Genomic DNA, 23,456 nt, shown 5'->3' on the forward strand with positions numbered 1-23,456 from the left:
ATTAATCTCCGATCAATACCGCCCGGTTAACCTCTTCTATGGTGCTGACTCCCTCTTTAACTTTTTTTAATCCTTCATCCTTCAGGGTTCTTTCGTTCTTTTTGGCCATCATATCCCTGAACTGGTTAATTCCTGCCCCTTCGAGGATGAGACGCTGATAATCGGCATCGATTTCAAGAAGCTCATAGATGCCTATCCGTCCCTTGTAGCCGGAATCGTAACAGGCCGGACATCCTTCTCCCCTGGCCAGTTGCAGGCCCTTCTCATCTCCCCAGCCAAGGGATTGGAGAATATTTTTATGAGGATAATACAGAGTCCGGCATTCAGGGCAAACCCTGCGGATTAACCTCTGGGCCAGAACAGCGGTGAGGGATGAGGAAATCAGACATGATTCAATGCCCATATTGATCAGCCGGGTAATGGCACCGGGGCTGTCGTTGGTATGGAGGGTCGATAAAACCAGATGCCCGGTCAGCGATGCCTGGATGGCAATTTCTGCCGTTTCCCGGTCTCTGATTTCCCCTACCATGATGATATCGGGGTCCTGGCGCAGGGTGTGCTTCAGAATGCGGGCAAAGGTCAGGTTAATGGCCTCATTGGTCTGGTTCTGGTTGATAATCTCCATGTGATATTCAACGGGGTCTTCTATAGTGATGATATTTTTCTCCATGGTGTTGAGAAAGTTGAGCCCGGAATAGAGGGTTGTGGTCTTGCCGCTGCCTGTCGGGCCGGTAACCAGAATCAGGCCGAAGGTGTTTTTGAGTACTTTCTTGAACCGGCTGAGTTGATCGGGATCAAAACCGAGCTTATTGATATCCAGGATAGCCCTCTTTCTGTCCAGGATGCGAAGGACGACCTTCTCGCCGAGAATGCCCGGCAGCGAGGAGAAGCGAAGGTCGATCATTCTTCCGTCGGCCTTGATCTGGATGCGGCCATCCTGCGGCTGCCTGCGCTCGGCAATGTCCAGGTTGGCCATGATTTTCAGCCGGGAGATGACCGCTGGGAAGAGGTCTGCCCGCGGGGTCATAACCTGATACAGCACGCCGTCGATGCGGTAGCGCACCCGGAACTTGTTTCGCTCCGGCTCAAGGTGAATGTCACTGGCTCCATCCTGGACCGCCTTGAGGATAATCATGTTAACCAGGTTGATAATCGGGCTGTCCTCGGCCTGGGCTGATATACTCTGATAATCCCTGTCCAGGGGGTTTTCCACGAGCTGGAGGTCAGCCTCTTCGAGATCAGCCAGAAAGTCATCCACCTGGACATTTTCCCGTTCCTGATAATACTCCTCGATGGCTGACAGGATATCGTCGGCCCGGCAAACCACAGGATTGATTTCACATCCTGTCATTCTGGCCAGAGTATCGAAAATGAAAATGGCCTGAGGATCAGCCGTGGCAACGGTAAGCGTGTTCCTGACCTTGAACATGGGAATAATCTGGTAAAGCCTGGCTTTGTCCTGGGGAACGATATGGACAATTTTCGGGTCCACCAGCCCCTTGCGCAGCCATACATGGGGTATGCCCAGTTGCTCGCTGAGAACCGTATCCAGAGCTTCCTCGGAAATAAGTTTTTTTTCAAGGAGTATCCGGCCAAGCCTTTTGCCGGTTTCCTTTTGGATCTTCAGGGCGTCATCCAACTGGTCCTTACTGATCAGGCCGGAATCGACCAGACATTCACCCAGTTTTTTCCTTCGCAGCCCGTTGATTACGGTCATAGGAAACTCCGGTAAGCTTTTTCCTGGTCCGAAAAGATTTCAAAAGCATTGGTCATCCGGGTAGCCAGAAAAATATCCATAATCAGGGGATTGGCGTTAACCAGTTTTAAGCTGCCGTTCACTTTCCGAAATTTCATGAGGGCATCCCATAAGAGCTCCAAGCCTGCACTGTCAATGAGAGTGACCTCTTTAAGATCAACAAGGATGCGAAGATCGCCGGCATTGAGGCATTGCTCCAGCCTCTCCTTCAGGATGCCTGCATGCTCCTCGATTATCGGGCCGACCAGAGCCAGAATGGAAACCAGGCCCAATTTGGTTTCTTTAATCTTCATCCTGAATCTCCTCCGGCTTACTCTCCAGCTTGAGCAACTGCTCCTGCCTGGATTCAGCCAATTCCAGAAATGCCTGAACAATATCAGGGTCCAATTGGGTTCCGGCGACTCTCCTGATTTCGTCCACAGCCTCCTGATGAGAGCGCCCATGCCGGTAGGCACGATTGCTGGTGATGGCATCATAGGTGTCACCGACAGCAATAATGCGGGCGTTTAAGGGAATCTCCTTCCCCTTCAGACCCAGTGGATATCCCTTGCCATCATACCGTTCCTGGTGAAACCGCACCCCGTCCAGTGATGACTGAAACCCCTGAATAGGCTTGAGGATAATATAGCCGCGTTCCGGGTGCTTCTTGATCTCCGCATACTCCTCATTGGTCAGACTGTCCGGCTTGGTCAGAATATTCTCCGGAATGCCGATCTTGCCGATATCGTGCAAGATCGAAGCCCAATCCAGGCTTTCCCTGGCACTGTGAGGCAGATTCATATGATCGGCAATCAGCATTGAAATCCGGTTGACACGTTCCGAGTGACCACGGGTATACATATCCTTGGCCTCTATGGCCGAGACAAGGCACTTGACCACGGTAACCAGAAAGGTCTTCAGGTTGTGGTAAAGCTCGGTATTACTGAGCAGAATGGAAATAACCTCGGCCATGGACTGGAGCAGACGGACATCACCGGCAGTAAACATCTTCCAGCGGGGCTCATACTGAAAAAAAGCCCCAAGAACCCCCTGACGCTGGCTGTTCATACTGATCGGAACGGTAATGAGACTCACCGGCGAGGGAAAATGCAGCCGTAATACTTCATGGGTGTGAGCCTGATTGCAGATGAGAAAATCATCATTGGCCAGGATGTTCAGTAAATCATTTCCTAACTGCTTAAGATGATCGAGCTTGCCATAGTCATTGTCCCAGCTTTCGAAGGACCCGCTTATGGCAAAGATTTGTTTTGCTGGAAGCGTGATAAAGCTATGATCGACCTCCAGGGTTTCACTGATCTTGTCAATGATTAACTGAACGCTCTTATCCGCTTCCTGAACCCCCCTCAGCCACTCTCCCACGCCATAGAACAGGTTAAGCTCTTCATAGCGGCTGGCCAATTCCTCCGAGAGGCTCATGATTTCAAGTTGCGTGCTGCACTCTTTGACAATGAGATCGGCCAGGTCCTGATAGAACTTCAGGTCATTATCTATCGTCCATTGACCGCAGGATTGTGAGCCGGCTTCCTGATGCTCACCGATGAGCAAAGCTGCGAAAAAGGAATCCTCTTTCATGATCGGTACCCCGACCAGATACCGGCTCTGATCAATCGCCGCCTGCTGTATTTCTCCTCTCATCAGTCCACTTTGAATAAGACTCCGGTACTTTTGACCCGTGAGCAGAGGGACCCTGGATTTTGGGCAGGACAGCACAATCTCTCCCTTTGAATCCCGCAGCTCGAGGCTTCGGTTCGGTGATTTCTGCCCGCGCTTGAGCAGATTGGATAGAGGACCAAGATCCAGCCGTGAAAATGTCTCTTCAGATAATTTGAGTTTTTCCATAGTATCAGCTGCAGTATTGGCCGATGATTTTCAGCAATTCCTTCGGACTGAAGGGTTTTTCAAGGAATACGGTTTTATCCATTGATTGGACCCAGTCGCGATCAGCTTTATCAATGCTTGAGGTAATGACAATGGTGAGAAAGTCCCGCTCCTGCTTGAAGGGAATAGCCCGCAGGCACAGTTCCCTGCCGCCCAGCTTGGGCATATTGACATCGCTGATCACCACGTCAGGCTTCAGGGATTCAATCTTCTCGAGGGCCTCCAGCCCATTGGAGGCAGTAAATACCTCATAGCCGGCATTGATCAACTTCAGCTTTACAACCCGAATAACGTACGGTTCATCGTCAACAATCAGCACCTTCTTCTTTTCTGCTTCCATTGGAAACTCCTTGCTCAGATATACACTTCCTCCTTAGGCAGGATAATGGTAAAAGAGCTGCCGCTTCCCCATTTACTTTCCACTCTGATATCGCCTTTATGCAATTGAACAATATTCATGGCCAGGGACAGCCCTAAACCGGTTCCCGGCTCTTTTTTAACCTCCTCTTTGCTGGACCGGAAGAACTTATCAAAGATATGGTTGATCTCATCTTCGGGAATGCCATACCCGGAATCGGTAACCCTGATCAGAACGCTCTCTTCTTCAACGATCCCCTGCAGGGTGACTTCCCCCATAGCAGGAGTATACTTGATGGCATTGGTGAGCAGATTCAGGATAGCTACCTCGATAAGGTCTTTATCTAACAGCAGGTTGGGCATTTTATCAGCCATATCCACCGTAAAGTTGATCCCTTTGCTCAATGCCTGGGCCCGCACGGTCTGGAAACAATCCCGCAGCAGTTTATCCACCTTGATGAGAGTCCGGTTGATCTTCAGGCACCCCATTTCGATCTTCGATATATTGAGCAGGTTGTTGATGAGCCGCGAGAGCCGAATAGCTTCTTCATTAATGTTGTTGAAAAATTCGCGCTTGGTCTGCTCATCGTTGACTTCACCATCAAGGAGCATCTCACTATACGACACAAGGGTATTGAGCGGAGTTTTTAACTCATGGGCTACATGATTTACAAACTCATACTTCGATAGTTCCGACTGCTTTTGCGAGGTGATATCAGTAATCATCCAGAGAAAACCGAGCGGTTTGTCCTCTGCATTCAGGAGATACGAGAAGGTGTGGTGAAATATTGCGGGATTGTCTCCCTCGGTTTTTTGTATTTCCAGAGAGTCATGACCGTAGATATTTCCCTTGTCATAAAACTTGGTAAATAACTGGACCAGATCCGGCTCATGGTCCTGGAGAAAATCCTTCCAGGGTTTGCCCAGGTAATCCTGAAGCTCTCCTTTCAGGAAATGACCGGCAAGCTTATTGGCCATAATGCATCTTCCTGTGGAATCGATCACGATAATACCCGCTTTCAGGTTGTCGAGAATCGCCCTCATCCGGATCTTTTCATAGAGCAGGACCTTGTTCGATATTTCCAGCTCAGCGTTAATCTCTTCCTGCTTCTGGCTTTTCTTTTTCTGGGTGAGCAGAAGCTGATTCATTCGCCGGGCAAGCTGCCCGACCTCCCCGTGAAAAGAAACCTCGATTTTCGGAAATTCCTGCTCCTCTTTGATTATCTGCCTCAGGTGATAGTTCATCTGATACAGCGGGGAAAAAAGCCTCTTCAGCAGGTAATAAAAGAGAAATACCAGCCCGAAGATCGAAAGAGCAATGCCCCCTGCCAGATAGTTGGTTTCCTGAGTAAGGTAAACATAATCGGACAAAGCCAGGCCGATTTTAACCAGGCCGGCTCTTTTCCCCTCAAGGTAAATCGGCTTCGAGAACTCGTAGATAACCTCGCCATTTTGGCTTTCCAGCCGCTTTTGGGTTAACAGGTGTTCAATCTTCTCACTGTCCCCCGTGGGTTTGAAACCTTCTTCAGGCGCCTGCCTCCCCAGGCGGACAAGAGGTACTCCGTCGTTGTTTATGGCCAGGCAATAAACTATGCCCTTCTCCCGGACAACATAGTCGAGCAGGTTGAGATCCCGGGGCTGGTTATCAACCAGAACCTCCTGCCGGACCAGATCGGCAATCAGGCTGCACAGGGTAAAGCCATCCCTGGCCAGTTGCTTCTCTCCGGTTCTTTTTTCATAGCGGTAGAAGAGAAACAGTATCAGCGAGACAGTAATGGCTGCAACGCCTATGATCAATAAACCGAACCGATTGACGATTTTTGAATTATCCTGGCCTTTATTATCCTCTTCCGGTAACGTCCAGGAAATACCGGGATTGTGCTGCCTCTTCAGTATAGTCATTATATCTTACTACCAAATCTTTCCTGGTCGAGCATGGTTATATAATTGCTGAGGCTCCACTGTATCATGTTGAAATTAATAGCTGTTAAGGCTATCCAATAAGCCTTTGCCTTCTGTTTTTTTATCGGTGAAATCAACTCAAACTATCGGGGCAGGCAGTTATGAGCGGCTGCTTATCTGAGAATACCCTTGATCCAGGCGGAATACGCAAGGGTGAAAAGGGTACAGTTGGCCAGAATATGGATGCTGATCGGAGTCAGAAGATTAGCGGAATATTCAAAGGCCAGAGTAAATAAGAGGCCGCCGATAAGTTGAGTAACCGGAATACCCCGAACGCTGTGGAGCAGGGCAAAAAGGATGGATATGCCGAGAATGGACCAGAGAGGGGAGAGTTTTCTCCGCAGGGAGTTATACAGGCAGCCGACGAAAAAAGAATCCTCGACGATGGGTGCAAAGATTCCTCCAATCGCCATGATTAACCAGAAGTGGGCCGGGGTGGAAGAGGAGATCAGGAACTGAAGGAGATTGATGTGAAATGCAAAGAATACCACAGCCCAGGTTAATAAAACAATCAGGCCGAATCCAAAACTCCACTCCAGCCCCTTGATAATTCCCTTCAGCCACTCTGTCGGTCTGATGCCGATGGCAGATATCCCCTGACCGGATTGGCAGGCAAAGAACAGAATCAGGCAAAAATCCAGAAGCCGAAGGAGTGCCGTGACCCACAGCGCTTCTCTATCGCCCGCTTTTGGCAGGAAATGGGAAAAAAGGCAGCCTCCCCCGATCTCGATCAGGACGATCAGAATGAGCAGGCACAGGGCAGAGCTCATGGGCAGGGCTGGCCGGCTGGGGGATTCTGCTGAACTCACTGGCACTGATACTTCCGGGCTCATTGGTGCCAGCCAGCCTCTTTGAGGGCATGGTAGACCTTCATCTTGAGATACCAGGGCTGGTTTGTGCGCAGGATTTCATCCAGCTTTGCCCTGGCCCTCTGGCCGGGCAATTCGCAAAGGGACTCGGCAGCCGTATAGACGACATTGATATTTGAATCCTCAAGTAACGAAAGCAGCAGCGGGAAAGCCATGGCTTCATCGGATGCGGCCATTTTACCGATGAGCCTGGCGGCAAACCTGCGCACCACCGGATTCGGATCCCTGGCCAGAAGGATAATATCTCCCTGATGGGCCATGCAAGTTTGCGGATCCAGGGTTTCATCAAGCCGCTTGAGAGCGCCGATCCGGTCTCCCGGCTCCTCTGTCTTGGCTATTTGCCATAATCCGAAACGGGACTCAGGCAGGCGGGTTTTCATCCAGAGAGGGCGGGTAATGAGCGCAAGGAACAAAATAAGGATGATTCCCAGAGTAATCACGGTCTCTTTCAGCCTTCCCAGGTTGCTCCGGTCAAGTGAAAGCCCTTTCCGGATTAACCAGACACATAGGGTAAACAGGAAAAAAGCCACGGCCAGAGGGAGGATGAAAAACAGGCAAATTCCGCATCCTGTACGCAGCAGCGTATAGGGATCAGCAGCCAGGCTGTATTCCTCAAGGTGTTTTGCGGGATCGTTCATGAATTCCTGACACAGGACGCGGTAGACAGGTGCAGCCTCCCGCATCCAGCCGTCTTTTCCGGGCTGCTGCCCATTGCGCCAGTAAAATAGAATCTCATCCGAAGCCCCGTTGCAGCCAAGAGCAGCCTGAAAATGACCGCCAGGATCAGCGGAAACCGCGAACCAGTCGTTGCGCCTCAAGCTATCCTGAATCGCTGTCAGCCGCTGTTGAGGAAAACTGTGTGCATCGATAACCACCACATTCTGAAGCCGGTAGCAGAGGGGCTGCACCAGACGCGCCGGATAGAGCGTGTAGCGATAGTAGAACTCATCGATCTGACGCCCCGCCTCGGTCGGTAAAAGAACACGGTCCCGGATTTCGATAAAATCCAGTTGCCGGAAGGTTATGACCAGAAGGACGGAAAAGCACACGAAAATAAATCCGTATGTCCCGACATCGGCCAGCGGGACCCGTGCCTTTGAGAGCACAGGGAACGATACAGCATAGATGAGCAGCGGGAAAGACAGAAGGAAAAGAAGCACACTCCTGTCCGTGCCTCTTCCCTGCCAGATCAGAATGGCAGACAGGATGATAATGGGGAGAAGGCGGACATACGGGTACCATTTCCTGCGATAAAGAGAGAATATCCACAGGATGAGCCCCCAGAAAAATCCATAGCCAAGCCCGATGGACAGGGCAAAGAAAATCCCTCCGGCCAGATAGGTGGAGAAGGCTTTCATTTCGGAAGTCAGAAAATGGCCGGGAACAGCCAGAAACCCGAGCCGGGCAATGGCCTCCTGCTCGAACCAGAGCTGATGGTTGCTGGTGGCTACCAGAAATGTTCCCAGGAGTTGCCCTGCAAAAATGCCGAGCAGGGTGGAGAGGAAGAGGAAGAAAATCACTCTGGGTATGCCTTTTGGTTTTTCTTCGGCTATAGTCATAGGCAGGTCTTCTTCTCAATGCCGAAATGCTCATACGCCAGGGCAGTGGCTACTCTGCCGCGGGGGGTTTTCTGCAGGTATCCTTCCTGGAGAAGGTAGGGCTCATAGACATCCTCGATGGTATCCTTCTCTTCATTAATGATTGCCGACAGGGTCTCGACGCCCACCGGGCCGCCGGCGAATTTTTCAATAATGGCCAGGAGGAGCAGCCGGTCCATTTTATCAAATCCGGCCTGATCGATTTCGAGCATCTGCAGGGCCTGATCTGCTATTTCTCGGGTGATCCGGCCATCCGCCTTGACTTGGGCATAGTCCCGCACCCGCTTGAGGATCCGGTTGGCAATCCGGGGGGTTCCCCGGGACCGTCTGGCGATTTCCATCGCCCCGTCAGGATCGATCTGAATGTTCAGTATCCTTGCTGACCGGAACACGATGGCCTGCAGCTCGGAGGGAGAGTAAAACTCCAGGCGGCTGATGACCCCGAACCTGTCCCGGAGGGGAGAGGTAAGCAGTCCTGCCCGTGTAGTGGCAGCCACCAGGGTAAACCGGGGCAGGTCGATCTTGATCGACCGGGCGCTTGGCCCCTGCCCGATGATAATGTCCAGTTTATAGTCTTCCATGGCCGGGTATAAAATTTCTTCAACCGCTGCCGGAAGCCGGTGTATCTCATCGATAAACAGGACATCGAGGTCCTTGAGATTGGTGAGAATTGCCGCCAGGTCTCCGGCCCGCTCGATGACCGGCCCTGCGGTTGTCCGCAGGCTGGTTCCCATTTCCCGCGAGATGATATAAGCCAGCGATGTCTTGCCCATGCCCGGCGGCCCGTAGAAAAGGCAATGATCCAGGGCCTCGGAGCGTTTTTTTGCGGCCTGGATGAAGATTTGCAGGTTCTCCTTGACCCTTTTTTGCCCCAGGTATTCCTGAAAGTTCTGGGGCCGCAGGCTCAGGTCAAGCGACAGGTCTTCACCGGTCGGTTGCGGGCTGATCAGACGTTTTTCAAATTGTTCTTTATTGTTCATAGTATTGAATATAACCTGGTATTCCTTTGATTTTTTACCCCGCCAGCCGGTTAAGGGCTTTTTTGATAAGTTCTTCGATCGAAAGGTGTTCCTCTCTCAGGAGTATCTGGTTGACTGCCCGCTCGGCCTGGAGCCGGTTATATCCCAGGCTGAGCAGGGCATCGACCGCATCGCTCTCCATCCGGTCGCCACTGCTTTGCACCGCCTGTTCCTCAGCCTGAGTGGCTGCCGAAGGCGGCTCCCCTGCCCGCGCCGCCTCCCCCTTCCCTTTGGGGGATACTTTATCTTTCAATTCCAGGATGAGCCTTCGGGCGGTCTTGTCCCCGATTCCGGGGATAGCCTGCATCCGGCTTACATCCTGGGCACGAATGGCGGACCTGAACTCTTCGGGAGAGATATGGGAGAGGATACTCCTGGCCAGTTTGGGGCCGATCTTGGATACTCCCAGCATAATCTCGAACAGCTCCTTTTCTTCTATAGTCCAGAATCCGAATAACTGCCAGGAAGTCTCGCGGATGAAGGTGGTAATAAACAGCCTGACCTCTTCCCCTGCATCAGGCAGCTTGTAAAAAGTGGAGAGCGGGATGGAAACCAGATACCCGATGCCATGAATATCGATGATAATCTGCTCGGCGTTCTTGGTCTGAAGTTTTCCGTGAAGATAGGCGATCATGAAATCAAGGGTCCTCCGGGCAGGCCAGCATTACCGTGGGAATCGCTGCCCGATAATAACCGGCTCAATCGTGAGGCATGAAAGTGGCAGACAGCTATGGCCAGAGCATCCGAGGCATCGTCGTGGACCTTCAGGTCCTTCAGGTTGAGCAGGGTCTGGACCATCTTTCTGACCTGGTCCTTGGTAGCCCTCCCGTAGCCGACAATGGCCTCTTTGACCTGTAAGGGAGAGTATTCATAGACCGCTACCTTCGCTCTGCTGGCTACATAGACAGCCACCCCCCTGGCCTGCCCCAGTTTCAGGGCCAGTCGCGGGCTGGCGGCGATAAATATATCCTCAACCGCAGCTTCAGCAGGATGATGTTTTTCAATCAGCTCTTCCAGTGAAACACCGATTCTTTGTAATCGCTCGGCAAAATGAATGCCGGAAGGTGTCTTGATGATGCCGACATCACACAGAGCCACCTCCTGGCTTTGACCCTCAATCACCGCATAGCCGGTATGGGCAATGCCCGGGTCAATACCCATAATCCGCATGCATGCCCTCCCTGCCACGGAAGTGTTTTCCAGAAGTTATTCCCCAAGCCGCTCCATGATTTCATCCGGGATGTCAAAATTGGCAAAGACATGCTGCACATCATCATGGTCTTCCAGTTGTTCCATGAGCTTGATCATCTGCTCTGCTGATTTGCCCTCCAGTTTAACCGTGGTTTTGGGAATCCGGCTGACCGCAGCGCTCGAGATCTCGATCCCCTGCCTTTCAATCTCCTCCCGCACCGTTTGCAGATCCTCCGGCAGAGTAGTGATTTCAAACACGTCATCATTTCGCTGCATGTCTTCGGCCCCGGCATTCAAGGCGATTTCCATCAATTTGTCTTCATCGGCCTTGTCCGCATCGACGACAATCAGTCCCTTCTTGTCAAACATCCAGGCCACGCAGCCTGTCTCACCGAGGTTACCGTTATGCTTGGAGAGAATATGACGCATTTCCGCTACCGTCCGGTTTTTGTTATCGGTCATGATCTCGACCATCATAGCCACCCCGCCGGGTCCGTATCCCTCATAGGTTAATTCTTCATAGGATACACCGGGCAGTTCTCCGGTCCCCTTCTTGATGGCTCTGATAACATTCTCCTGGGGCATATTCACGGCTTTGGCGTTGGCAATGGCTGCCCGCAGCCGGGCATTGCCGGCGGGATCGCCGCCTCCCATTCTGGCTGCGACGGTAATTTCCTTGATGACCGCAGTAAAGGCTTTGCCTCTTTTGGCATCAAGCGCAGCTTTTTTATGTTTGATCGAACTCCACTTTGAATGTCCTGACATCGACTATTTCTCCTCTTCGTTATCGTTATTCTGCCTCTTTTTCCTTTTTAGCTTCAGCAACAATCTTTTCTATGAGATGAGCAGGCACTTCATCATAATGAGAAAATTCCATGGTAAAGCTCCCTCGGCCACCAGTCATCGATATCAGGTCCGGTGCGTATTTCAGCATTTCGGACATGGGAACCTCCGCCCGGATAATTTGATATCTTCCTTTGGTATCAATGCCCTGTATCCGGCCCCTTCTCGAGTTGAGATCACCCATGATATCTCCCATGGACTCTTCCGGGACGACAACGGCAACCTTCATAACCGGCTCAAGAAGTGTAGGCTTGCATTCCATAAATCCCTTCTTGAATCCCATGGAGCCTGCAATCTTGAAAGCCATTTCCGAGGAGTCTACTGCATGAAAGGAGCCATCATAGAGCGTTACCTTGACGTCCGTAACCGGATAACCGGCCAGGATTCCTTCTTCCATGGCTCCCACGATCCCCTTTTCCACAGCCGGAATATATTGTCTGGGGATGACTCCCCCTACAATCTTATCGACAAATTCAAATCCGCCACCCTTGGGAAGCGGCTCGATTTCTATCCACGTGTCGCCATATTGCCCTCTTCCGCCTGACTGTCTCTTGTATTTTCCCTGTACTTTGGTCGAACCCTTGATGGTTTCCTTATAGGGGATGGTCGGAGTTTTCAGCAGGACCTCTGTTCCGAATTTTCTCTTCATCCGGTCAACGATCACCTCGACATGGATCTGGCCCATGCCGGAAATGATAAACTCCTTGGTCTGGGAATCGCGGGAAATCTGGAGGGTTGGATCTTCTTCCTTAAGCCGTTGCAGTGCGTTGCTGACTTTGTCCTCATCACCCTTGGACTTGGGTTCGATGGCAAAAGAGATAATCGGAGTGGGAAAGACCAGGGGCGGGAAAATGATCGGATTATGTTCATCACTCAAAGTATCGCCGGTGGTGGTTTCCTTCAGTTTGACAAAAGCGGCGATATCCCCCGCCTTGACCCGGTCATGGTTCTGATGGTTCTTCCCCATCAGGGCAAATATCTGGCCGACCTTCTCTTTACAATCTCTGGTTGTATTGTAAACCGTCGAGTCTGAACTCAAGGACCCGGAAAAAACCCGGAAGATGGTCAACTTGCCCGAATACGGATCAGCAATGGTTTTAAAAACGAAGGCGGAGAAAGGCTGATCCTCCGCTGCCTTTCGGGTAATTTCCTCTCCGGCCTTATTTTTGCCGACAACATCGGGCCGGTCAACAGGTGAGGGGAGAAAGTCAACAATCATATCCATGAGCGGCTGAACCCCGATATTTTTGCTGGCTGAGCCGCAGAGAACCGGGGTGAATTTCATGCTCTGAATTCCCTTGCGGAGGCCGGATTGGAGCTCCTCCTGGTTCAGTTCCCCGCCCTCCAGGTATTTTTCCAGCAGGCTGTCGTCCGCCTCGGCAATAGTCTCGATCATTTTCTGGCGAAACTCCGCTACCCGCTCCTGCTCACCGGCGGGGATACTTTCCTCCCGGTATTCACCGCTGTCATCTCCCTGATAAATATACGCTTTCTGGTTAAAAAGGTCAATAATGCCCTTGAAGTTCTGTTCGGTGCCGATCGGAAGCTGCAGAACCACAGGGTTGATATCGAGGGAATTGGGAAGGTCCTCCAGGGTGCGGTAAAAGTCAGCCCGCTCTCGGTCCAGCTTATTGATGAACACCAGGGCCGGGATTTTTAATTCTCTGGCCTGAGACCAGAAATTTTCTGTCTGCACCTTCACCCCGGAAACAGCGCTGATAACCAGAACAGCCCCGTCAATGACCCGCAGGGCTCCGATGGCGTCGCCGGTAAAGTTGATATCGCCGGGGATATCGATCAGATTGATTTTATTTTTCTTCCATTCGGCAAAAGCTATACTGGAGTTTATGGTTAATTTTCTGGAAATTTCATCAGGCTCATAGTCCAGGTTGGATGATCCATCGTCAACCTTTCCCAACCTGTTCACCATCCTGGCATCAAAGAGCATAGCCTCGGCCAGCGAGGTCTTTCCCTCATCCCCGTGAGACAGTAATCCTATGTTCCTTATTTTATCGATCTGGTATTCCTTTACACTCATTGAACATCTCCTTTCAAGTGTGGATACTCACCAACCTAGGCTTCTTCGATCGTTTCCATAGGCCTGATTTTCATACGGTAACAAAAAAAATCCTTACTGTCAAGCAATACAACGCTCATGATAACAAATAATTACCGGCAGAGCTCCTGTAACCTTCTTACCTCCTCAGCCGTAAGGAACCGGCAATCTCCCGGCTGTAACCCCCTGAGACTCAGGAAAGCGAACCTGATGCGTTTTAATTTTACAACAGGATGGCCGAGGGCCTCGAATATCCTTCTGACCTCTCTGTTTTTGCCTTCGTGAATGACGAGCGAAAGCCAGGAGTTTTTCGATGTGCTCTTGATCAGAAAGACCGAATCAACCGTCAGGTGATCCTGACCGTAGTGAATCCCTTCCTTTTTCAACTGGCTGACGATCTTTTTTTCCTCAAGGACCCCTCTCACCTTGACCAGATAACCTTTGGGAACCCGGTTCCGGGGATGTGTCAGTGCATGCGCCAATTCACCATCATTGGTCAAAAGGAGCAATCCTTCGGTGTTATAGTCCAGCCTGCCGACGGGAAAAACCCTCTGAGGCATGAGCGGCAGGAGATTCATGACCGTAGGCCGATCTTCCTCATCGTGCAGGGAAGTGATGAACCCGCGGGGTTTGTAGAGCAGGATATAGACCTTCGGCACCTGCGATGGTGAAGGAAGCCGCCTGCCCTCATAGGTGACAACATCTTCCGGCGTGGTTACTTTGGTTCCAAGCTCAGTTACAACCTTACCGTTGACCCGCACCTTTCCTTCGAGGATTAACTGCTCACATTTTCTCCGTGAGCCAAGGCCAGCCTGTGCCAATACTTTCTGTAATCGCATGGTATTGGAGGAGGGAATCATCGTTCTTCCATAACTCGATTAACTTCGTGAAGCGGTGGCAATTCGGAAAGATCGCTGAGCCCGAAATAGGTCAGAAAATCTTCAGTGGTCCGATATAAGATAGGGCGGCCTGGTACATTTTTCCTCCCCCCCATTTTGATAAACCGGGATTCCAGGAGGCTCCGGATCACCCCGCCACTTTCAACTCCCCGCAGCGCTTCAATTTCCACTTTGGTGATCGGCTGCTTATAAGCGATAATTGAGAGGGTTTCCAGAGCGGGTTTTGACATTTTTTTACTTCTGGAACGGACCAGGAGCTTTTGAATATACTCTTCATACTGTTTCTTGGTACACATCTGGAAACCATTCGCAATTTCAATAACCTGTATCCCCCTATGGTCCGCCTGGTATTCCAGCATCAATTCGGACAGGATGGTTCGAATTTCCCCTTTTTCCAGTTCCGGAATGACCTCCTCGATCTTTTCCACGGTCAGGGGCTTGTCCTGAGTAAATAACAGGGATTCGATAATGGGTTTTGTCTTCTCTCTGATGGTCATTGTCCCGCTCATCATAACTACAGAGTAATATTAGCATAAAATGCTAACTTGTTCAATCATATATCGTGGGAGAGCAGGCAGGATACCAGAGAGAAGATAATTTCATCAGGCCGATGCTGCTCAAGGTTCTATCGGCGCTGAGGTTTGAACGCGGTTAAGGGCGCGTTTTCCGATATCTGTGCGGTAGTGCATGCCTTCGAAGCTGATTCTGGCCGCAGCCTCGTAAGCCCGTGAGATGGATTCGGCAATGGTCTCACCCAGGGCGGTCACACCGAGGACCCTTCCTCCGCTGCTCAGCAGTTTACTCCCCTGTCTGGCAGTCCCGGCATGAAAGAGAACGACCTGCGGAACCTGGGCGGCCTCCTGCAATCCCCTGATCTCTTTCCCTTTTGGGTAGGAGTCAGGATAGCCTGCCGAGGCCAGAACCACACAGGTAGATGCATCCGGACGCCAGTGCAGGCTTACCTCGTGGAGCTTGTTGTGGATTGCCTTCTGGATAACCGATAGCAGATCTGTGTCAAGCCGCCTGATAATGGCCTGGGTTTCAGGATCTCCGAATCGGGCGTTAAATTCCAGGAGCATGGGTTCGTTGTTCCGGATCATCAGGCCCGCATAGAGGACACCCCGGTAAGTAATCCCAAGCCGGGCAAGTCCCTCGATGGCCGGTACCATGATCCTGGACATGATCTTCTGGTGCATCTCTTCGGTGATGACCGGTGCCGGAGAGTAGGCACCCATGCCCCCGGTGTTCGGCCCCCGGTCATTGTCGAAAACGGTTTTATGGTCCTGCGATGAGGCCAGGGGAAGAATCGTATGCCCATCGGTGAGAGCGAGAAAGGAAGCCTCTTCACCCTGCAGGAACTCTTCGATGATAATCCGCTGACCTGCCTGACCGAATGTCTGGTTGACCAGGATAAGCTCAATGGCCCGGAGGGCGTCGCCGGGCTGCTGACAGACCATGACTCCCTTACCGGCTGCAAGACCATCGGCCTTGATCACCACAGGACGGTCAAGGCTGCGGACATATTCTCCGGCTTTTTGGGGATCGGAAAATACCTCATAGGAGGCCGTAGGGATATTATTTTCTTTCATCAGCCGTTTGGCAAAAACCTTGCTTGATTCAACTGCCGCCGCCTCCCGCACCGGGCCGAAAGCCGTGAGCCCCTGCCGTTCGAATTCATCGACTATGCCGAGTGAGAGCGGCAATTCCGGGCCTACAATGGTCAGATCGATCTCTTTTTCTCTGGACAGTCTGGCCAGTCCGGCGATATCGGACACATCGAGAGGAAAACACTCGGCGATGTCTGCTATACCTGCATTTCCCGGAACGGCATAGATTGCCGATACTTCGTTATTCTGGTGAATCTTCCAGGCCAGGGCATGTTCCCTGCCCCCGCCTCCGACTATTAATACCTTCATGCGGTTTTGCTCCTTGTTATGGTTGTCTGTCTTTCTGCATTGTGCCCTATTGCGGTGGGGCGGGAGGATAATCCGTCAGGTTCCTGCGATTGAGGCCCTTGCGTTTTTGATCATGTTCCTGGAAGTACCTTTTGAGTTGGTACTTCTCGATTTTATCATAAAGAGTGCGCCGGCTGATACCCATGAATTTAGCTGCATGCGTACAATTGAAGTTTACCATCTTGAGGACCTGAAGGATAAACTCTCTTTCCGCTTTTTCAATGGCCTCGCTTAAGGTATTTTGCTTATCGGGCAGACTGGTATTGTCGATGAAGCTGTCGGTCAGGGATCGATGGTCAAGAATCAGATGCGGGATGTCGATTGGACCATCTCCGGAGATAAGAAGAGCCCGCTCGATCGTATTCTCCAACTCCCGGACATTCCCCGGCCAGTTATACTGGCTGAGATAAAGCAGGGCCTGGCGGGTAATGCTTTTCGTCTGTTTTTGGTTGATCGTACTATGTTTCTCAATAAAGTGAGCCGCCAGGATGGGGATATCCTCCTTTCTCTCCCGAAGTGATGGAATACGCATGGGAATAACAGCGAGCCGATAGAAGAGGTCTTCGCGGAAATCTCCCTTTTTTACCATCTCGCGCAAGTTCTTGTTGGTGGCCGTGATAATCCGGACATCGACCTTAATGGTTTTATCGCTGCCCAGAGGGCGTATTTCCCGTGTCTGAATCACCCGCAGAAGCTTTGATTGGACAGACAGGGGGATATCGCCTACTTCATCAAGAAAAATCGTTCCTCCCGAAGCTGTAACAAAGAGGCCGCGCCGGTCCTTATCGGCACCGGTAAAAGCACCCTTGACGTGTCCGAACAATTGACTTTCGAGAAATATTTCTGATAAGTTCGTGCAATCAACAGCTTCAAAGGGGAAATTCTTCCGCGAGCTGTGATAATGGATGGCCCGGGCGAGCAGATCTTTCCCGGTTCCGCTCTCTCCCTCGATCAACACGGTTGCCATACTGTCAGCAACCTGTTCGACCAGCCTGAATACATTCCACATGCATTTGCTTTTGGCGATAATATTGTTGAAGGAATATTTGTTTTGGACCTCTTTTTCCAATCGATTCAGCCTTTGAAGGAGCTCGCCGTACTCCAGGGCTCTCTTTACCGCAGTGCGGATTGTATCCAATTCGAACGGTTTTTGAATGAAATCGTAGGCCCCTTTCTGTACAGCCTCAACAGCCAGCGGGATAGTCCCATGTCCGGTAATGAAAATAGTCGGTAAATTGGGATGCGACTTGTGGAACCATTCCATTAAGGCAATACCGTCGATCTCGGGCAGGGCCAGATCGACGATCAGAAGATCGAATTCCATATCTTTTCCAATGGCAATGGCCTCCCGGCTGGTTAGGGAGGTGGTAACCTGATACTCTCCGCTCGTAAGGACGCTCTCTAGGGTAGTGAGGTAATTCGGTTCATCGTCCACGATGAGGATATTTTTCATAACCGCTCCTTCTCAAAAGGTAATTCAATAAATTACCAAAGATGCAAGGCATACTTTCTGGATGCATATCACTATCGATGCCCCTGATCACGAAACGGATCAACCCATCGTCAACAACGAGAATCTTCTTCATAATTGTTCTCCTGTGGCAGAGGTACCTCCAGTATTACCCGGGTACCCTGTCCCACTTCGCTTTCTACATATATCGTCCCTTCGTTGGCTTCAATAATTCTTTTAGTTATGGGCAATCCCAAACCTGTTCCCTTTTCACCTTTTCCATCTTTTCCACCTTTTTTGGTGGTGAAAAACGGCTTAAAGATAAGGGGAAAATCCTCAGGGAGTATACCTCCACCGGTGTCCTCAATCACGAGCCGGGTCAACCCATCGGGATGCTGGGGGTGGTGAGTTTGAATCGATACCGATATGCGCAACTCTCCTCCCTTCGGCATAGCCTGAATGGCATTTAAAAAGATATTCAGTAAAACCTGCTTAAACTGATGGGGATCAATATCGATCCTTGACTCAGGATCCACATTCAATCTCACTTGAATCCCTTGTTTATCTATCTGGAATTCAAGGAACTTGAAGCAGCTGCCAATGATCTCTTCCATCTTTTCACGGTTAAGAAGGCTTTTGCGGGGAATATCAGGACGGGCAAAGTCCATAAAATTCCTGATGATTTTCCGGCATCGAATACATTCCTCCTCGCAGATTTTCAGCGCCTTATAATTCATGTTGGTTTCAGTAATCTTCTCCAGCAATACCTGGGTGTTTATGAGAATAATACCGATAGGATTATTGATTTCATGGGCTACACAGGTAGCGAGCTCCCCTATCGTGGCCAATAGCTCGGCATGGCGTATTTGCTCCTCCAGGTTCCGCATTTCAGTGATATCCCGGAGAACCTCGATGACCTGTTCCACCTGACCCTCTTTATTCTTGATAGGTGCGTAAATAATATCCATGAAAATATTCTCATTATTCCCCTTGGGGAAGGAATTTTCTTTCCTGTTCTTTTTCCCGGTAGTAAAGACGTTTTCGACCGTCTCCCTCCGGAAGGGAGATGCAATTTCCGAATACGGCCTGCCGATCAGGTCCTCCGGGGCATATCCTAGGGTGGTGGCCTGCTTGCGGTTGATGGCTGCAATCTTTTTGCCATGATCGACGACAATTATCCCGTCATCCATACCATCGAAGATGGATTCGAGCTTGCGCTTGTTTTCCAGATTGGTTTCCTCCAGTTTTTTTCGCTCGTTGATATTGGTGATGCTGCCGATAATACTGGCTTTCCCCTCCATCTCCCAGTTGCGGCAACTGATAACTACATGGTTTTGAGCCCCCTCCGGCGTGTGCAGGGTGGTTTCCCTGGTCGCGATTTCCCCGCAAGAGCAGCATAACTTGCAGGTGCCTTCACCCATGCAGATGAGATCAAGGCACCGTCGTCCGATAACCTCATTGTGAGTCAGGCCGAGAAGATTCAGGGCGAAGGTGTTGATATCGGCAATCTCCAGTCCCTCGGTCACCCGGAACATCCCGGCAGGAACAATTTCGAAAAGAGTCCGGTATTTTTTTTCATTTTTCACCAGTTGTTCTGTTTTGCTTTCAATCAGCTTCTCCAGGTTTTTGTTGTAGTCTGTAATGATTTTCTCCCGGTCCCGGTATATCGTGCCGGTGGCGCCAAGAGTAGGGTAGAGGGCGGCGGCAGCGATTCCGAAGGCAAAATCAATTATCATCTGGAACTGGGGGATACTATGTATGGTTCCCAACAGCAGAAGCACCGTACACCACAGAAGTGCCCATCGGGCTGAAAGGTTGGATCTGGGATCGTAGGTAAAATTATCTTTGAAGGATTTTATGAATTCCTTCATCAGCTCTTTGTTTTTGGACATGCTTTTAACTCCGGTCGATCTTAAGTGCGTGGGAGAATAAATAATTAGGCCTATGGAATTATTTTACTGGTTATTAATATTATAATTTATCATACATGGTTAAACAATTCAATTTTACCTTTCCTTCAAACGAGAGATATGCTATTATTTTCATTATAACCCAACTACTCCTGGAAAAAACGGTAAGGTGAATTGTAAAGCTGTTGAGCTGTACGAACAGGAGCATAGGCCATAAGGATGGAGCAATGAGGAAAGAGAGCATTTTGACTGTGGGGAGTATTTTGTGCCTGTGGCTGCTTCTTTTTTGTCTTCCCGCAGCGGAAGCGGCGGTTGCTGAATATCTGAAAGAGAGTATCAGTCCTGTCCTGGTCATCAATCAATTCAATAATCAACTCCCCCTGGGACAGCCTGTTGATGTATATGTTGACGGGCCGGGCAACCTTTATGTGGTTGACTCCTCAAGCCGGGCTGTTCTTATTTTCGATAACCACTATCAACCCGTGAGCAGGCTGGATATGGGGAACGGTTTGCAGTCACCGAATGCGGTAGCGGTTGGTCAGAAGGGGCATATCTATGTGGCCGATGCGGAGCAGGGGATCCTGGTTTTTAACTCGATCGGCAAGATAATCAAAAAGATAGACCTGAATAAACTGGCCGAAGGCAGGGTTCGCTGTGCACAGGATATGGTTATCGATCACCAGACGGATTGCCTTTATCTGGCTACCGGAACCGAGCAGGGAGTGCTGGTTATAGACCCCGAGGGCAAGCTCAGGGCAGCTATTACTCCAAAGGAATCGCGCAAGGAGGGGATGCCTCCGACGCCGGTAGCCGTAAACCGGGTCACTCTGGATTCCCGCGGAAGAATTTATTGTGTCAGTGAAGAGATGGGCAGAATCTATGTTTATGAGAATCCGGAGACTTTCCTGTTTCAGTTCGGACAGAAGGGAGGATCTTTCGGCAAATTAAGCCGTCCGGTGGGAATTGCGGCTGACTGCGCACAGGAATTAATCTTTGTCATAGACTATATGCGGCATACTTTATCCATGTATAATTTAAACGGCGTGTTCCTCCAGGAATATGGAGGCCAGGGGGAGAAAGTCGGCTGGTTCAGTCATCCCGACCATATCTGCCTGGACAGGGAAAATCGGCTGATCGTGGCAGACTCGTTCAATCACCGTCTGCAGGTCCTGGCCATTCATTCACCATAGAGAAGCTGAAAAAAGCCTTCGATGGGTAGTATATTTTTTATAAAAATACCGAAATACTAAATAGAGGCATAACAATTGGAGCAGCGAATTGCTCAAGAACAGCAAGAGGAATTAAGAATAACCTCGGTTAGGAGTGAATCTTGGAAAGGGGGCGCTTAAACGTGAAAAGAAGAGAATTTTTCCGGAATCTCTGTGTAGTGGCACTTATCAGCGGGTTGGTTTTTATCCAGAGTCTATCCAGTGAGGCAGGGGTAAAGGGGCCCTGTTCCGAGTGTCATACCATGCACAACAGCCAGGATGGAGCGGTGGTTAATGAGGTTAACGGCCAGGAATTGGAGGCTCAGTCGTTTTTGATCAAGGGAGCCAATCTGAATCTGGGAAATCCCTGCCTTGGCTGCCATAAAAGAAATGCGAGCGGCCAATATTTTAAGGATCCGGCGAAGGAGAATCCGGAGACGAAGGAAAATACCGATGCCCCTCAGGTCAATGTCAATCTCGAATCGACCGATGGTAAAATGTCGGCTGCGGGGACCTATTACTATGTAGCGAAAGACAAAACCGAGAGGGATGGGAAATCCTGCCGCAAGGGGCATAATGTCGCGGGCATGGAGGACGATAACAGCGGCAATGAAGATGAGCTGCTGGGAGTCATTCCTCCCGGCGGAACGGAAGATTGCATCAGGAGCGATGTCAGTAATCAGTTGACCTGCGCGGGAGCGTCCGGCTGTCACGGGAACAGGAATATATCGGATCCGCTGGCTTCGATCAAGGGCGGGCATCACAGTCCGGCCACTAATAGCTATGAGGGCCGGTATCGGGATGGAAACACGGTAGCCAGCAGTTATCGCATGCTCTATCATGTCAGGGGAAGAGTTGCCAGTAACTGGGAATATGGGGACCATGCTGATAAATTCCTCGAGCAGATCGATCTGAGTGGCGAAGATGTAAATATTTATCAGGGAACTGATAAGGGGGTCCAGGGTGATAAAAGAGACCCCGGCCCGGACCGCTCGATTAACGGCTTTTGTGGTGAGTGTCATGGATGTGCCAGCGATACGACCGGAAATGGTTTTCACAGCCTTGAAGGTTTGAAGGGATCCAGCCAAAGCGAAATGAGCTCTCCCTGGAAACGGCATCCGACCGATATCGTCATGAAGCAAAATACTGCCTATTGGAACTATCCGGGTGTCGATGGCAAGGACTATTCACAGGAAGTGCCGGTTGGTTTTGCCAAGATCACTAAGACCGGCTCGGTGAATGAACTCCAGAAATCAGAACGGGTTGTCCTCTGCGTATCCTGTCATAGGGCACACGGATCACAGTATGATGATTCTCTGCGATGGGACTACAATGAGATGCGAACCACTTCAACCAAGGGGGATGGCTGTTTCCGGTGTCATACGGATAAGTATAACAGGCAGGATTAATACATTTCCTTCGGCAGGATTTTTCGGATACTATTTTATACTTAGTAGTGCTCAAGAAGTAGAGATGGATGAGAAATTTGTACCTAAGAAGGCAGTATGTAAGAGTATTATTTACATTCTTATGTGCTGTGTGGGATTTCCCTCCTTTGCTGTCGCCGGGGGGGGGGCAGGTATCAGGACGGAGTGGCTTTTCGATGTGCGGGGAATCCAGAAAGGTCACTCCTTCAATCATCCTCTGGGAATATTCCTGGATAACTCTCAAAAGAAGATTTATATTGCAGATACAGATAACCGGGAGGTGGCCGTATTCTCCCTTTCGGGAGAACCATTAGGCATACTCCGGACTGAGCGTCCGCTTTCCCGCCCGCTGGGGGTGTTGAGCGATGCGGAGGGGAAAATTTATATCAGCTATCGGGATAAAGAATGCCTGGAGATTTTCGATGCCGGGGGAAAATTTCTCTCCTCCCTTCCCTCCCCTGAATTGCTGAAGGATCATGGATTTTCAGCAGGAAAGTTCGTGCTGGGTCCGGGAGGCAGGATATATGCAGTCAATCGAAAAACCGGCGAAATCTGGGTGTTTGAGCGGAATGGATCTTTAGCCTTCCGCTTTGGCGGCAGAGGATCGGGGAAAGGCAAATTTCAGCTTATCACCGACATCTTCTTTCGGGAAGGAAAGATTTACCTGAGCGATTCTCAGGGGATTCCCGTGCAGGTATTCAGTCTGGAAGGCAAGTATCTCGGCTCCTTCGGAAGGCATGGTCAGCACGAGGAAGACTTTTCTTTTCCCCAGAGCATTTGTGTAGACCGACATCAGAGGATATGGGTAGTGGATGCTTTCCGCCACCGGATCAAGGTATATGATCAGGAGGGTAACTATTTATCCGGCTTTGGCACTTATGGAACGGAAGCGGGGAAATTTTGTTTTCCCGTCGATCTTGACTTTGATGATCAGGACAGGATATATATATTAGAAAAAAGCAGCAATAGATTTCAGGTATTTCAGATTGAGGGAAAACAGGGATTAGAGACAGGGCAAGGAGAGAAGACGAAACATGTAGATAAAAGATAAGAGAAAACATGGCGTGCTGTTGGAAGA

General features: G+C 50.4%; 20 protein-coding genes. 3 read left to right on the top strand and 17 right to left on the bottom strand.

The window, feature by feature from the left end; genetic code table 11:
* Window position 1 precedes the first annotated feature (1 nt).
* The 17 genes from AB1611_13565 to AB1611_13645 form a co-directional block, all read right to left on the bottom strand.
* Window positions 2-1,717: an ATPase, T2SS/T4P/T4SS family gene (locus tag AB1611_13565; protein MEW6380617.1), complete on the bottom strand. Its 1,716-nt coding sequence runs from the start codon at window positions 1,715-1,717 to the stop codon at window positions 2-4.
* On the bottom strand, window positions 1,714-2,049 hold the full coding sequence (locus AB1611_13570) for an STAS domain-containing protein (GenBank protein ID MEW6380618.1): 336 nt from the start codon (window positions 2,047-2,049) through the stop codon (window positions 1,714-1,716). The genes AB1611_13565 and AB1611_13570 overlap by 4 nt, the downstream gene beginning before the upstream one ends.
* Window positions 2,039-3,595, bottom strand: a complete 1,557-nt coding sequence (locus tag AB1611_13575; GenBank protein ID MEW6380619.1) for an HD domain-containing phosphohydrolase — start codon at window positions 3,593-3,595, stop codon at window positions 2,039-2,041. The genes AB1611_13570 and AB1611_13575 overlap by 11 nt, the downstream gene beginning before the upstream one ends.
* Before the next feature lie 4 nt (window positions 3,596-3,599).
* Entirely contained in the window at window positions 3,600-3,974 is a 375-nt protein-coding gene (locus AB1611_13580) for a response regulator (GenBank protein ID MEW6380620.1), read from the bottom strand.
* A gap of 14 nt (window positions 3,975-3,988) precedes the next feature.
* Window positions 3,989-5,893, bottom strand: coding sequence for an ATP-binding protein (locus tag AB1611_13585; GenBank protein ID MEW6380621.1), 1,905 nt, complete (start codon window positions 5,891-5,893; stop codon window positions 3,989-3,991).
* Between the two features lie 173 nt (window positions 5,894-6,066).
* On the bottom strand, window positions 6,067-6,762 hold the full coding sequence (locus AB1611_13590) for a CPBP family intramembrane glutamic endopeptidase (protein ID MEW6380622.1): 696 nt from the start codon (window positions 6,760-6,762) through the stop codon (window positions 6,067-6,069).
* A gap of 20 nt (window positions 6,763-6,782) precedes the next feature.
* Window positions 6,783-8,381 (bottom strand): HEAT repeat domain-containing protein, encoded by a 1,599-nt coding sequence (locus AB1611_13595; GenBank protein ID MEW6380623.1) that lies wholly within the window; start codon window positions 8,379-8,381, stop codon window positions 6,783-6,785.
* Window positions 8,378-9,400 carry a Holliday junction branch migration DNA helicase RuvB gene (gene ruvB / locus AB1611_13600; protein ID MEW6380624.1) on the bottom strand — a complete coding sequence of 341 codons (1,023 nt, stop codon included), beginning with the start codon at window positions 9,398-9,400 and terminating at the stop codon, window positions 8,378-8,380. Before ruvB ends, AB1611_13595 begins: the two co-directional genes overlap by 4 nt.
* 34 nt (window positions 9,401-9,434) lie before the next feature.
* Window positions 9,435-10,073: a Holliday junction branch migration protein RuvA gene (gene ruvA, locus AB1611_13605; GenBank protein MEW6380625.1), complete on the bottom strand. Its 639-nt coding sequence runs from the start codon at window positions 10,071-10,073 to the stop codon at window positions 9,435-9,437.
* The gene (gene ruvC / locus AB1611_13610) at window positions 10,070-10,609 is read right to left on the bottom strand and encodes a crossover junction endodeoxyribonuclease RuvC (GenBank protein ID MEW6380626.1); all 540 of its coding nucleotides are present in this window, start codon (window positions 10,607-10,609) and stop codon (window positions 10,070-10,072) included. The genes ruvA and ruvC overlap by 4 nt, the downstream gene beginning before the upstream one ends.
* 36 nt (window positions 10,610-10,645) lie before the next feature.
* Window positions 10,646-11,395 carry a YebC/PmpR family DNA-binding transcriptional regulator gene (locus AB1611_13615; protein ID MEW6380627.1) on the bottom strand — a complete coding sequence of 250 codons (750 nt, stop codon included), beginning with the start codon at window positions 11,393-11,395 and terminating at the stop codon, window positions 10,646-10,648.
* A 25-nt stretch (window positions 11,396-11,420) separates the two neighbouring features.
* Window positions 11,421-13,511, bottom strand: a complete 2,091-nt coding sequence (gene fusA, locus AB1611_13620; protein ID MEW6380628.1) for an elongation factor G — start codon at window positions 13,509-13,511, stop codon at window positions 11,421-11,423.
* A gap of 131 nt (window positions 13,512-13,642) precedes the next feature.
* Window positions 13,643-14,368 (bottom strand): pseudouridine synthase, encoded by a 726-nt coding sequence (locus tag AB1611_13625; protein ID MEW6380629.1) that lies wholly within the window; start codon window positions 14,366-14,368, stop codon window positions 13,643-13,645.
* Window positions 14,369-14,385: 17 nt separating this feature from the next.
* Window positions 14,386-14,925, bottom strand: a complete 540-nt coding sequence (scpB, locus tag AB1611_13630; GenBank protein MEW6380630.1) for an SMC-Scp complex subunit ScpB — start codon at window positions 14,923-14,925, stop codon at window positions 14,386-14,388.
* A 120-nt stretch (window positions 14,926-15,045) separates the two neighbouring features.
* Complete coding sequence (gene purD, locus AB1611_13635) at window positions 15,046-16,344, bottom strand: phosphoribosylamine--glycine ligase (GenBank protein ID MEW6380631.1); 1,299 nt, start codon at window positions 16,342-16,344, stop codon at window positions 15,046-15,048.
* A 46-nt stretch (window positions 16,345-16,390) separates the two neighbouring features.
* Window positions 16,391-17,836 (bottom strand): sigma-54 dependent transcriptional regulator, encoded by a 1,446-nt coding sequence (locus AB1611_13640; GenBank protein ID MEW6380632.1) that lies wholly within the window; start codon window positions 17,834-17,836, stop codon window positions 16,391-16,393.
* A 110-nt stretch (window positions 17,837-17,946) separates the two neighbouring features.
* Window positions 17,947-19,725, bottom strand: a complete 1,779-nt coding sequence (locus AB1611_13645; protein MEW6380633.1) for a PAS domain S-box protein — start codon at window positions 19,723-19,725, stop codon at window positions 17,947-17,949.
* Window positions 19,726-19,928: 203 nt separating this feature from the next.
* Here AB1611_13645 and AB1611_13650 point away from each other — a divergent pair, with 203 nt between their 5' ends.
* The 3 genes from AB1611_13650 (at window position 19,929) to AB1611_13660 (ending at window position 23,429) form a co-directional block, all read left to right on the top strand.
* The gene (locus AB1611_13650) at window positions 19,929-20,933 is read left to right on the top strand and encodes a hypothetical protein (protein MEW6380634.1); all 1,005 of its coding nucleotides are present in this window, start codon (window positions 19,929-19,931) and stop codon (window positions 20,931-20,933) included.
* Window positions 20,934-21,094: 161 nt separating this feature from the next.
* Window positions 21,095-22,360, top strand: a complete 1,266-nt coding sequence (locus tag AB1611_13655; GenBank protein ID MEW6380635.1) for a cytochrome c3 family protein — start codon at window positions 21,095-21,097, stop codon at window positions 22,358-22,360.
* A 121-nt stretch (window positions 22,361-22,481) separates the two neighbouring features.
* Entirely contained in the window at window positions 22,482-23,429 is a 948-nt protein-coding gene (locus AB1611_13660; protein MEW6380636.1) for a 6-bladed beta-propeller, read from the top strand.
* Window positions 23,430-23,456: the final 27 nt, after the last annotated feature.

The sequence above is a fragment of the bacterium genome, from assembly GCA_040755755.1.
Lineage (GTDB): Bacteria > SZUA-182 > SZUA-182 > DTGQ01 > DTGQ01 > DTGQ01.

What these genes read in the sequence shown, in the direction of transcription:
- AB1611_13565 (MEW6380617.1), bottom strand. Translation starts at nt 1,717, where the DNA reads ATGACCGTAATCAACGGGCTGCGAAGGAAAAAACTGGGTGAATGTCTG.
- AB1611_13570 (MEW6380618.1), bottom strand. Translation starts at nt 2,049, where the DNA reads ATGAAGATTAAAGAAACCAAATTGGGCCTGGTTTCCATTCTGGCTCTG.
- AB1611_13575 (MEW6380619.1), bottom strand. Translation starts at nt 3,595, where the DNA reads ATGGAAAAACTCAAATTATCTGAAGAGACATTTTCACGGCTGGATCTT.
- AB1611_13580 (MEW6380620.1), bottom strand. Translation starts at nt 3,974, where the DNA reads ATGGAAGCAGAAAAGAAGAAGGTGCTGATTGTTGACGATGAACCGTAC.
- AB1611_13585 (MEW6380621.1), bottom strand. Translation starts at nt 5,893, where the DNA reads ATGACTATACTGAAGAGGCAGCACAATCCCGGTATTTCCTGGACGTTA.
- AB1611_13595 (MEW6380623.1), bottom strand. Translation starts at nt 8,381, where the DNA reads ATGACTATAGCCGAAGAAAAACCAAAAGGCATACCCAGAGTGATTTTC.
- ruvB (MEW6380624.1), bottom strand. Translation starts at nt 9,400, where the DNA reads ATGAACAATAAAGAACAATTTGAAAAACGTCTGATCAGCCCGCAACCG.
- ruvA (MEW6380625.1), bottom strand. Translation starts at nt 10,073, where the DNA reads ATGATCGCCTATCTTCACGGAAAACTTCAGACCAAGAACGCCGAGCAG.
- ruvC (MEW6380626.1), bottom strand. Translation starts at nt 10,609, where the DNA reads ATGCGGATTATGGGTATTGACCCGGGCATTGCCCATACCGGCTATGCG.
- AB1611_13615 (MEW6380627.1), bottom strand. Translation starts at nt 11,395, where the DNA reads ATGTCAGGACATTCAAAGTGGAGTTCGATCAAACATAAAAAAGCTGCG.
- fusA (MEW6380628.1), bottom strand. Translation starts at nt 13,511, where the DNA reads ATGAGTGTAAAGGAATACCAGATCGATAAAATAAGGAACATAGGATTA.
- AB1611_13625 (MEW6380629.1), bottom strand. Translation starts at nt 14,368, where the DNA reads ATGCGATTACAGAAAGTATTGGCACAGGCTGGCCTTGGCTCACGGAGA.
- scpB (MEW6380630.1), bottom strand. Translation starts at nt 14,925, where the DNA reads ATGACCATCAGAGAGAAGACAAAACCCATTATCGAATCCCTGTTATTT.
- purD (MEW6380631.1), bottom strand. Translation starts at nt 16,344, where the DNA reads ATGAAGGTATTAATAGTCGGAGGCGGGGGCAGGGAACATGCCCTGGCC.
- AB1611_13640 (MEW6380632.1), bottom strand. Translation starts at nt 17,836, where the DNA reads ATGAAAAATATCCTCATCGTGGACGATGAACCGAATTACCTCACTACC.
- AB1611_13645 (MEW6380633.1), bottom strand. Translation starts at nt 19,725, where the DNA reads ATGTCCAAAAACAAAGAGCTGATGAAGGAATTCATAAAATCCTTCAAA.
- AB1611_13660 (MEW6380636.1), top strand. Translation starts at nt 22,482, where the DNA reads ATGTGCTGTGTGGGATTTCCCTCCTTTGCTGTCGCCGGGGGGGGGGCA.